The 11,034-nt window shown below is 49.5% G+C and carries 11 protein-coding genes; 3 read left to right on the top strand and 8 right to left on the bottom strand.

All coding sequences use genetic code 11. The features are described 5' to 3' along the window. Positions 1-85: 85 nt before the first annotated feature. Both D7M11_RS13595 and D7M11_RS13590 read right to left on the bottom strand, forming a co-directional pair. Positions 86-544: a pentapeptide repeat-containing protein gene (locus tag D7M11_RS13595; protein ID WP_120747764.1), complete on the bottom strand. Its 459-nt coding sequence runs from the start codon at positions 542-544 to the stop codon at positions 86-88. A gap of 61 nt (positions 545-605) precedes the next feature. Continuing rightward, a complete protein-coding gene (locus D7M11_RS13590) occupies positions 606-1,598 on the bottom strand; it encodes a phosphotransferase enzyme family protein (RefSeq protein WP_120747763.1) in 993 nt (330 codons plus the stop codon). 306 nt (positions 1,599-1,904) lie between these two features. On the opposite strand from D7M11_RS13590, the gene D7M11_RS13585 reads away from it, so the two are divergent. Further along, positions 1,905-3,572, top strand: coding sequence for an S-layer homology domain-containing protein (locus D7M11_RS13585; protein WP_147433428.1), 1,668 nt, complete (start codon positions 1,905-1,907; stop codon positions 3,570-3,572). A gap of 236 nt (positions 3,573-3,808) precedes the next feature. Here the strand turns inward: D7M11_RS13585 and D7M11_RS13580 are convergent, their stop codons facing one another. Next, entirely contained in the window at positions 3,809-5,215 is a 1,407-nt protein-coding gene (locus D7M11_RS13580; RefSeq protein WP_120747761.1) for an ABC transporter substrate-binding protein, read from the bottom strand. Between the two features lie 172 nt (positions 5,216-5,387). Here D7M11_RS13580 and D7M11_RS13575 point away from each other — a divergent pair, with 172 nt between their 5' ends. After that, on the top strand, positions 5,388-6,245 hold the full coding sequence (locus D7M11_RS13575; protein WP_158606588.1) for an AraC family transcriptional regulator: 858 nt from the start codon (positions 5,388-5,390) through the stop codon (positions 6,243-6,245). Between the two features lie 197 nt (positions 6,246-6,442). Here D7M11_RS13575 and D7M11_RS13570 read toward each other — a convergent pair whose 3' ends face one another. The 3 genes from D7M11_RS13570 to D7M11_RS36390 form a co-directional block, all read right to left on the bottom strand. Then, entirely contained in the window at positions 6,443-6,652 is a 210-nt protein-coding gene (locus D7M11_RS13570) for a helix-turn-helix domain-containing protein (RefSeq protein ID WP_120747759.1), read from the bottom strand. An 11-nt stretch (positions 6,653-6,663) separates the two neighbouring features. Beyond that, positions 6,664-7,140, bottom strand: a complete 477-nt coding sequence (locus D7M11_RS13565; RefSeq protein ID WP_120747758.1) for a DUF2975 domain-containing protein — start codon at positions 7,138-7,140, stop codon at positions 6,664-6,666. A 390-nt stretch (positions 7,141-7,530) separates the two neighbouring features. Continuing rightward, positions 7,531-7,692 carry a hypothetical protein gene (locus D7M11_RS36390; RefSeq protein WP_193556185.1) on the bottom strand — a complete coding sequence of 54 codons (162 nt, stop codon included), beginning with the start codon at positions 7,690-7,692 and terminating at the stop codon, positions 7,531-7,533. Positions 7,693-7,768: 76 nt separating this feature from the next. Here D7M11_RS36390 and D7M11_RS13560 point away from each other — a divergent pair, with 76 nt between their 5' ends. After that, complete coding sequence (locus D7M11_RS13560; protein WP_120747757.1) at positions 7,769-8,350, top strand: LOG family protein; 582 nt, start codon at positions 7,769-7,771, stop codon at positions 8,348-8,350. Positions 8,351-8,430: 80 nt separating this feature from the next. Here the strand turns inward: D7M11_RS13560 and D7M11_RS13555 are convergent, their stop codons facing one another. Together D7M11_RS13555 and D7M11_RS13550 are read right to left on the bottom strand one after the other, a co-directional pair. Beyond that, positions 8,431-9,441 carry a Gfo/Idh/MocA family protein gene (locus D7M11_RS13555; RefSeq protein ID WP_240041100.1) on the bottom strand — a complete coding sequence of 337 codons (1,011 nt, stop codon included), beginning with the start codon at positions 9,439-9,441 and terminating at the stop codon, positions 8,431-8,433. 64 nt (positions 9,442-9,505) lie between these two features. After that, positions 9,506-10,813, bottom strand: a complete 1,308-nt coding sequence (locus D7M11_RS13550) for an ABC transporter substrate-binding protein (RefSeq protein ID WP_205127053.1) — start codon at positions 10,811-10,813, stop codon at positions 9,506-9,508. Positions 10,814-11,034 lie beyond the last annotated feature (221 nt).

Below are 11,034 nucleotides of genomic sequence, written 5' to 3'. Positions count from 1 at the left end.
CTACTTGGAAGTTTTCAAACAAACGAAAAAGGAGCTGCCGTATAGGAGCTCCTTCACTACCGTTTTCCATAATCAAATCCATGGTTTACTGGGAAGTTTTGTTTTGATAACTTTTTAAGAGCTCTTCCACCAAAATCCCATTTATCTTCATACCTTTTAGATCACAATCCGATATCTCGACGTGGCTAAGGTCGCAGTTTGAAATCCGGCTGCCTCTTAGCTCACAATGCTCAAATCTTATGGGCTGACCTGCAGTTTGGGGATTGTAGTGGGGATCTCCTTCCTTAGGGATCCCGATGTTGTGAATATATGCTCCACCCATCTGAGCTTCAGAAATTTCAAGATTGCTCATATTCGCGTCCGAGATTTTAAATCCGGACATATTTACATCATGTAAGGACATCCCACTCATATTTGCATTAGTGATTTGGGTTCTAGCCAAACTGACGTCATCAAAATATAGCTCATCTGCTTTGACCTTTTCAAATCGAGACCCCGTAATATCAGTTAGTTTTAGTTCTAACTTTTCCATTTTCAAATTCATTGTTCCAATTCTCCTTTCGCAGATCAGCGATACTAGGATGATAACATCTTCGACATGTCGGTTAGATTCCCTTTCCGTCCTCAGAGACTATTCCATGATGCTCACACCAATGTCGTAAAAACTTAAGCTGTCTATTGAAATAATGATCATTTTGCCAGCCTCCCCATATATGCGCATTTCCAGTATGGAGACCCATCAGCCAAATATCTCTAATCGCCACAAATAGAGGAATCGCTTTAAGATCGGCATCAGACAGTGGTTTTACCTGCTGGTAGGAGTTAATGAATGGCGCCCACATCTTATTATCAAAAGCGTCCTTGCTCTTTCCCGTAACCATATTCCAGAGAAAGACCGAAACATCGTAGGCTCTCCATCCATACCCTCCGCAATCAAAGTCAAATTGGGTTAATGTTGTTTCTTGAAAATGCACATTGCCTCCGTGAAGATCGCCATGGCATAAGCCCCAATTCAGATAGGGTGATAGATGTTCAATCCGGCTCCGAAGGTCTGCCGCTAGAGTTTCCAAGTATGTAAAGTCCTCAGGTCTGTGAGATAAGAAAGGATGAATCGCTTGCAGCGGTTGCTGTAACAGATGGTTTAAATCTATCTTGAATCTGGCGTAATCAGAATGAAATTCATCCATAGCAAGATGCATTCTCGCCACCTCTTCACCAAACAAGGCACACTTCTGTTCATCCTTTGAATATTCACCTTCAGCGAATGTAAACAAAACAGCGTATCTCAAACCTTCAGGGGCATCGATATCAAAGAGGTACTCTTTATTTGTTCTGGGCACCGGTGATGAAACGGAAATCCCTTTCAACTTCAAATGATTGAGAAGCTCAAGTTCGAACAAAATGTCCTCTTTGCTGCGCCAATGGGATTTGTAGACCCGCAATATATGTTTATCTAAAGCTGTCTTCACTAAATAGGTATCATTCAAACCATTCGAAAGAAACCGGCATTCAGTCGCTTCTCCGATTGAATACAATTTACTTATTGCCTGCATTAACGAATTTGAGGAAATGACGGAGTGATTAATATCCATTTTCATTATAACTTCCTCTTCCTCCCCGTTTTATCTACAAGGGTATAGTACGGTAGTATGATGAATCATATCATAGTTTTTCTGGTAATAAATGATATAATAAAACTTTCCTTCCATTCAAAGAAGCAAGGCTGCCGATTCTATGCCGGGCATAAGGGTACCGTTTTAAGTCGGCGACTAACAGTGCCGGTTTAATTTTTTTTATTTTTTTTAAAATCCCTGTTTCAATTGCGATCCTGTTGGTTAAAGGTAATTCGGAAGGAGGTGAACTAAGGAGAAATGAAAGAAGATTCGAAAAGGAGCGAGACCCCTATGTCCAAGTTTCACCTGTTGAAAAAAACATCATTTTTTGCCGCAGCACTTTTACTAGTTTCGATGCTCGTTCCTGTTCTGGCTTCGGCAGCCATCGTAGTGAATGGTTCGTTTGCGCAAGACGGACGGCTATCCGGACAAATCCGTTTCGACGGCGATGTCGGCCAAGCCGTTTATAATCAGCCGACGGTCACGCTGGGCATTTACGCAGCAAACGGTTCACACCTTCAAGATGTGACCGTATCTTACACTACATATGAAAACGGAACATCCGTTTATACGATTCCGGATTCCGTCGTCATCGATTCCGTATACGATGCCGTCTACTTCAAGTATGGAGCTAATGAGGCAAGCGGAATTTTGTATCGCGAATCGGATAGCTCGAATCCCGATCCGGACGGAGACGGAAATGGCTCCGGCGGCTCGGGTTCTGATGGCGGAAGCGGCGGTTCGTCCGGCGGTTCCGGTAGCGGCAGCGGTGAAGGCAGCGGCAATAACGGCTCCGGCCCATCCGGCGATGTCGGCGATACGATCGATGCCGCAGATGGCACGGTAGACGCCGATTGGCTAAAAGCGGCGCTGGCCAAATACAAGGAGGTTACGATCAGAGTAACGGGAGACTCCGTTTCCATCCCGGCATCCGGGCTGGAAGGCGCAGGGGCCAAATCCCTCCTTCATATCGTAACCGATCACGGTACATACCATCTGCCTCTTGCGGCATTCAGTCTGGAGCAGCTGGCCGACAAAATCAATGCCGACATCGCCGACATGAACATCCATGTAGGCATCAAGGCGCTGACAGGCAGCGAAGCAACAGCTGTAACGAACGCGATTGCCTCGCTCGGCGGCAAGGCGCTCTCTCAGGCTTACGAAATGAATTTTGCAGTATCGAATAAAAACGGCGTTAAAACGAACATCCCTAATTTCGATATGTACGTCAAACGGGATATTCCGCTTTCGACGGCGTCGTCGCACTCGGCTACGATCGCCCTGTTCAATCCGGATACGAACCTGCTCAGCTTTGTTCCGGGAACGATTACGTCCACGCAAGCAACGTTTTGGCGGACGGGCAACAGCATTTACACCGTCCTCGAATTGAACAAGCAGTTTAACGATAGCGCGTCTCATTGGGCAAAGTCCGATATCGAGCTGCTGGCCAGCAAGCTGATCGTCGAAGGGATGAGCGAAACGTCCTTTGCGCCGGAGCGCAGCGTCACGCGCGCCGAATTCGTAGCGCTGGCTACACGCGCATTCGGGCTTGTCGATGTGAACGACGGGACTTACTTTTCCGACGTGGGGCTGGGCAGCTGGTACTCCGGCATGATCGCCGCGGCGGCCAAAGCGGGACTTATTAACGGCTACGAAGACGGCACTTTCCGTCCGGATGCACCTATTACGCGCGAAGAGCTTGTCTCCATTATCGTCCGGGCATACGCTTATGCCGGCGAGCCGATCACGATTGACGCATCCGAACAAGCGAGACTGCTCTCGGTGTTCGACGATGCAAACGAAATCGTCTGGGGACAAAAAGAAATCGCCAAAGCGATTTCCAAAGGCTTTGTGCAAGGAATGACCGTCGATACGCTGGAAACGTCCTCGACAGCTACTCGCGCTCAAACCGTTACGATGCTGAAACGAGTGCTCGTATCTTTGAAATTTATCGATTAACAGGCAGAAGCCATCGGAGTCCTTCATGGAGGCCCGATGGCTTTCTCTTGTTGAAACAGGCCGCCCACCGACTTGCCGGATGACGGCCTACCCCATTGTATCGGTTATCGCAGCAGGCAGAATGCCACCGGGATGCGATGTTGGCGCTGCTGCGCGAGACGGCGATAGTTTAGACGAAAAAGCCGCCAATCGGCGACTCCTTCTGCTTGATTTCATTTATACCCAGGGGGTAGCGCTTACTTTTTCGATGCTTTGATCGTCTCAATATCTTTATCCGTTTCTTCTGTCGCTTTTCTCAGCAGTGTATTGACATCGTCATTTCCTGTTCCGGTGATCAGTTGGTTCATATTATTAACCCATCTTGGTTTAGCTTGAGCATCGTAGGTTGTCATCGCCATAGGCTCAGCCAGCTTCTCCGGAAGCCGCGCCTTAATATTTTTCCCCTTCAAGTACTCCACTTCCGACCCGAAAGCATTACGTACTGCTTGGCTCTTGCTGACAGGCACGTCTCCGCGCTTAGCCAGCTTCATCTGGAATTCGTCCGACGTTAAGAAGGCGATCGCTTCAAACGCGTCATCCTTATGCTTGCTCATCGAAGTGATATCGAAATAGGTCGGATACGGCTGCGAGCCGACGCCGGGAAGCTCTTTAAATTCCGGGAGTTTCACCATGTCCCAATTTTTAAGCGCATCGTTTTTATCGGGGATGGCCAGATGCGCCATCATCGCTACGGTCAAGTCTTTACGGAACGCATCCACCTGTGCGAGCAGGACGCCTGTCTTGGAATCCACCTCATTGCCCGGAATTTTATAGAAACGGATGAGATTTTCCGCGATTTTTTTCCAGTTCGCATTTGTCCCGAACAATGCCTTATCCGTTTTGGGATCCACATAACCTGCCGAGAACTGGTTCGTCTGAGCGATATGTTCGACCGAGGCTACGAATCCGCGATATTGTACGCCGCCTTCGTTTCTCGTCATTCTTTTGGCTAACTCGTAGGTATCGTCCCAAGTCATTCCGTCTTTTGGATAACTAACCCCGAATTTGTCGAACAAATCTTTATTATAGGACAGCACGCTTACGGTGTTCGTCACCGGCAGTCCGTACATGCCTCCATTTGCGATTTTTTTCATGAGATCAACCGTCGAAGGCTCTATTTTGCTTAAATCGTAATTGTTCTTCTTAATCAGCTCCGTCATATCGTACTGCATGTTATTGGCTAACAAAAACCCATGAATATGACCGACCGAGGAGAACAGCACGTCTATTGTCGTTCCGCTGGCAAGCAGATCGGTGAGTTTCGCGCTCGGAATAAATTTGATATTCATATGCGGGAATTTCGCTTTGATCGCATCGCCGTACTGCTCCATAAACATAGCTTCCGTCCATCCGCTGGAGGTCTGGTAAAACACCAGATCGACCGGGTCTTTCTTTTTCACTTCCGGAGCTTTGCCGCTATCGGCCGGCCCCACAGTCGTATTCCCACCGGTGTTTGCGCCCGAGCAGGCTGACGCTATGGCGGCAAGCAAACCGAAAACTGCGGCGTTTTTGGCGAACTTTGCCAGCAGGACTCCCTTATGACGATTTTCGCTTTTTGTAGCGCGGCTATCCGCAAGTCCGATTGTGGTTCTTTTGTTAACCATTCTCTACGCCTCCCTTTTTAAATGAGCGCATATGATGAAATTGTTGTAAGCGCTCTTTTCCTGATGCGATATAAGCCGCACAACTTGAGGATATCATAAATCCGGTATAGGAAAGTTACGATTTGTTATGGTAAAATGTCAATATTATACGTCGAATGTTATCGGAGGATTTATGTTGATTTTCGAACATTGCCAATTTCTGATTGACTCCCCGATTAAGCTCGATATGTTTTTTAACAACTCCCGGTATTTCAAGCAGCTGTTTCATTTTCATCCCGGTATTGAAATGATTTTTGTACATGAAGGGTCCGGGCAGCTCATTCTGGAGCAAAGCATCTATGAAGTAAAGCCCGGCACTTTGATTTTCCTCAAGCCGTACCAGCCGCATTATTTGCAAATGCAGATCAGTCCCGGAAAACCTTATATCCGATCGCTGATCAAATATGAAACCAGCTATTTCTCCGAAAATCTGAAAGCGTTCCCGCAGCTGCATGAATTTCATGAGTACATATGCAGCGACACTTCGACGGCCCAAGTGCAGTATGTACCGGAATGGAAGCGCTTCGAACAGTTTCTTCAAGAAAACTACGAAAGGCTGCAGCGGCATCCTTACCGCAATCAGATGGAGGGCAATGCCCTGTTTCTCGTAACCATCCTTCACTACTTGTATCCGTTATGGAATACGGGAAATGTATCGAAGCAGAGAAGGCAGGCCGCCGCACCGACCGTAGCGAAAATGATAAGATGGATCGACGAAAATTATGAGCAGGATTTTCAGCTCGAAGCGTTAGCCCAAGCGGTGCATATCTCACCGAATTACGCGTCGCATTTATTTCGCCAGACGACCGGCAAGACGATTATGGAGTTTTTGACGGATCGGCGTCTCAAACAGGCGTGCATCCTGCTGAAAACGACAAGCGGATCGGTCCAGGAAATCGGCGAAAAGTCGGGATGGGTGAACTTTAACTATTTTTGCAGCATCTTTAAAAAACGGATGGGCATGACGCCGAAGCAATATCGTCACCATTAAGGGATTACCGTACATAGCTGCCTTTCACGGGTCATTTTGGCCAACGTTGGAATGCAGCTTTTTTTCGATAGCCTTCTATGATTTTTACCATAACGTTAATCACCCTCCTTTCAGCCTTCTTGGCCAAATAGAGGGCGATCATAGAAATCCCTATAAGCGTGAGTGATTAATTCAAACTTAAGTAAAACGCAGTTCGATCATTCGTCAGCTCTGTATTCCAAAATATCACCGGGCTGACATTCCAAGGCTTTACATATCGCTTCCAATGTGGAAATCCGAATCGCCTTGGCCTTTCCATTCTTCAATATAGATAGGTTGGCCATCGTTATGCCTACTCGCTCCGACAACTCAGTAACGCTCATTTTCCTTTTAGCCAGCATCACGTCAATGTTTATTATGATCGCCATGTCGATTCACCTCAGACCGTTAAATCGTTCTCTGATTTTATATCTATGGCTGTTTGCAGCAGCTTCTGAAGCACAGCGGCAAAGACTGCAATTACAACAGAAGCAAAAGAAATGACCAGTCCGATCACGATAAGACCCGGGGCATCGTCCATTTCCGCCATGAGATACAGGAACGGAAGCACTGCGACATACAGGATGCAAATCGCGATAGCGCAGTTTTTAATTTTCTTCAGCGCCCCAACCGACAATTCCGAAAAAGCTATATTTCGGTCGATGTAGCCTAATAGTCTGAAGGCCTGATACAGGGCAATGAAAAACGGCACTGCCGAAATATACATTCCCGCCAATACGGGGTACAGCATGTAGGCCGGAAAATAATCTGCCGCTTCCTTCACGATCATAGGCAGCCCGATTAGACATAAAGCCACAATCGGAATACCGACTAGAAAAATGGTTGCTTTCAAAAAAAGCGTTGTCCCCCGTTTCATATCCAAATACACCTCACACGGACTTTTTTTCAACGATTAAAGAATACATTAATGAATTTATCACATCATTTATCGTTTTACAATATATTTTGATCGTTTTGTGACGATTAGGATCATAGTAATTCCGGAAAACAGCAAGGCACCCGGTTGGGGTACCTGTCCATAAGAAGCTGTGAAGCCGTTATCGCGGGGATAACGGGCCAAAAGCGGGAGCGACTCCTTATTTCGCTGCTGCTCTCGTTTCCTCGATTTTTCTTGTTCGTCGCTTCCGCCGCCTGGCGCAAGGCGGCATTGATGTCGACGCCCTTCGTGGAGATATTCGTCAGCGCGGCGTTCAAGTTCGACGAGGCGACAGCGTTTAGCGATGCTTGTAACTCGTCCGAAAGTTTATTAGTTCACGATGAAATCGTGCAGCTGCGCGTTAACCGTTTGCTCCGACTCTGTCTCGTTAGACAGATACGCAGCTTCGACGACGGCCATCACCGACTGCCCGTACGCGCCGGAGATGGAGAATGTAATCGGGGTACGCCTCGGCTTCAACATCCTCATCATTTGTGATAGAGTAATATAGCAAACATTCGTTCCTGCCAACGGAACGTACGTTATCCATGAAGAGGAGCGACCGGAATTGAAAACAATCGCTGTTTTTTGCGGCTCCAGCGAAGGAGCCTCCCCCCTATATAAACAAAACGCCAAAATGCTGGGCAAAGAGCTCGCCAGGCGCGGATTGACGCTGGTTTACGGCGGAGCGAACGTAGGGCTGATGGGTGCTGTCGCCGATGCGGTGCTGGAGGCGGGCGGCGAAGCGATCGGCATTTTGCCCCGTTTTTTGCAAAATCGCGAAATCGCGCATCAAGGGCTGACCGAGCTCGTGCTTGTCGACTCGATGCACGAACGCAAGGCGAAGATCGCCGAGTTGGCGGACGCCTTCATCGCCCTTCCCGGCGGCCCCGGAACGATGGAGGAATACTTCGAGATGTTCACATGGGGACAGCTCGGACTGCATCCGAAGCCGTGCGGGCTGTTGAACGTCAACCGGTATTACGACCCGCTCGTGGCGATGTTCGAGGTAATGGAGCGGGAAGGCTTCATGCAGCCGAAATACCGCGGCATGATCCTAACAAGCGACACCGCCTCCGGGATCCTCGACCAGTTTGCCCGTTATGAGGCTCCATCCGTCAAAACGTATTCCGCCGCTCCGCGCGCCTGAATCGGCGTGACAATCGGCAAAAACCCGTAACCCCATGCAAAAGCTGGGGATACGGGTTTTTATATGGGCTATTCGACTGCTTATGCTTCAAAGCGGTTCAAATACGTTACTGCTTGATCGGCGAGAATAGTCGCCTCCGTTGCTTTTACGATATCGTCGTGTGTGATCATGCTCGCCTCCCCGCCGATCCGCCGCAGCCAATCCTGAGTGATCGTACAGGGCGGCTCCAACGCGGGTAAGCATTCGACGGACTCGCCGTTCGTCGAACGGATGACGACCGGATCGAGGCCGACCAGCGGGTCGCCGTGCAGCCTAAGCTCCACGAAGCTGTCCGTTCCGGTTACGAAGATGCGGCCGTCGCCCCACGACCAGCCCCCGACCGGCGAATGCCAGTCGGCATACAGCTGGGCAACGATGCTATCTTCCAAAACCACCTGCAAGCTCGCCGAGTTGTAAAACGTCGGATGCTCGGGCATAATCGTTTTCCCTACATATCCGCCGATCGTTACGAGTTCCTTGCCGGTCAGCCAGCGGAGCAGGTCGAAGTCGTGAACGAGCAGATCGATCAGGATGCCGCCGGACAGCCTTTTGGAATAAAACCATTCCGGGCGGGAAGCGGCATTCAGCCGGTGCGGCTTCCGCATGCCGATCGTCACGATGTCCCCGAGCGCTCCTTTCTCGATCTGTTTCTTGACGGTGTAGATCGCCGGATGGAATCTCTCGGTCAGCAGCATGCCGATCTGGATACGATTTCGCTCCACGACCGCCTTCAGACGCTCCAGCCCTTCGCGGCTAACCGCCGCCGGCTTGTCCACCATCACGTGCTTACCCCGGCTTTCGCACAGCTCGATGACGTCGAGCTTGTCGCTGTTGATCGCCGAGCAGCCGACGAAGGCGACGTTTTCGCCGAGCAGCTCCTCTTTATTTCGAGTAAGAGGAACTCCGTACTGATCCGCCAAAGTGCGGGGCAGCTCACACCCTTCTTCTTCATAGATGCCCGCGCAGCTATAGCCCAGCTTCAGCATTTCGTCGATAAAAATCCCGATATGCGCATGCTGGCAGCCGATGACGGAAAACTGTCTTTCGCTCATGCCGGATATTTCCCCCTTACTGGCGCAAGTTATGGCAGCGTTCCGCTTGAAAGCGCGCTTAACCTTAGTTGTTTTTCTCGAAAATTTTATCGGCTTCTTTGCGGAATTCAGCGACGACATCGTCGATGGATGCTTTGCCGAATTGCAGCTTTTGCACCGTTTGTTCGAACAGCTTGGTCACCTCGCCGGTTCCTTTCGGCCCGCCGTCGTACATGCTTGGTTTACTGCTGGTCACATGCTCAAGCATCTTCACCATTTTTTTGTCGCGATCGTTAAATCGCGGGGTCAAATATTCGAGTATTTTTTTGTTTTCCGGCAGTCCTCTCTCGATTTCGAGCACGTCGGCGGCTTCCTGCGAATTAAGGAAAAAGTCCACAAACATCGCCGCTTCCTTCGGATGCTTCGATTTGGCCGACATCGACAGGAGCATGGCGGGCAGCAGCGCGCCTCCGCTCATCTTATCCTTCGGGAAGGAGACCATGTCGATTTTGTCCTTCATGACGTTCTCATACGCCGGGAATGTCGCCGTAAATTGCGGGCCGATGATCGGCACGATGCCTCGCATAAGCGCGTCCTTGTTCGGATCGAAGTTGCCAAGCGGCAAAAACGAAGCCGTCATTGCGGCAGTCGGCACGGTCCCTTCTTTGCGGGCATCGTCCCACATTTTCAGCCAGTTGCGGAACGTTTGATCGTTATAGCCGAGCTTGTTGCCTTTGTACATCGTATCCCCGACCGAGAAGGCGTAATACATGAACGCTTCCAGCGACGCCGACATATCGAACGCACCGTACACTTTGTCGCCGAGCTTCGCCTTGATTTCGCGCGCCTTATCGAAAAACTCCTGCCACGTCATATCCAGCTTCGGCGGCTCGATGCCGGCCTGCTGATACATTTCTTTATTGTAAATGAGCACGTTCGCGTTATCCGATACCGGCAGCCCGGTCAGTTTGCCGCCGATTGTGCCTTGACCCGTTATGACTTCCTTGTTCAGATCGGCGATGCGAATTTCTTTGTTCGCATACGGAGTCATATCGGCAAGCACGCCGCGGTCGGAATATTCCTTAATGTAAAGAACGCTCATCTGCATCAAATCCGGCGCGTTGCTGCCGGCGACCTGCGTGGACAGCTTTTCCCAATACCCGTCGAAGCTTGTATATTCCGGCTTGATTTTGATGTTCGGGTGAAGCTGCTGGAATTTCTCGATCGCTTTCAGCGTCCGGTCGTGCCGGCCCTGGCTACCCCACCACGCAAACCGCAGCTCCACATTTTGAAGCGCTTCCGAATTGGTCGAGCCGGCGGCGGGTTGATCGCTGCTTTTCTTTTCCGTCGGCACACAGCCTGCGAGCAAGCCCCCTAATACCGTTACCGCCATAACCGAACCTAGTAATCGCCGTGTGGACCGATTCTGTCTCCTCATTATGCATACACCCCTCTGGTGATTTCTTTCCTACACCTTTTATTATAGAATCGGCGATTTTTTTAAAAATAAGACAAATCTACAATCTCTATTAAAAATTACGGATTGTGCGGGATAGAGAAAAAGAAACGCTTCTTCGCGAAAAGAAGCGGCCTAGAATTTATAAGTTTCTGGGC

Origin of the sequence: Paenibacillus ginsengarvi (assembly GCF_003626695.1) — a bacterium.
In the GTDB taxonomy this organism is placed as follows: domain Bacteria; phylum Bacillota; class Bacilli; order Paenibacillales; family NBRC-103111; genus Paenibacillus_AB; species Paenibacillus_AB ginsengarvi.
The sequence above is the reverse complement of the archived record's forward strand: the minus strand, read 5'-3'. Positions and strand labels throughout refer to the sequence as shown.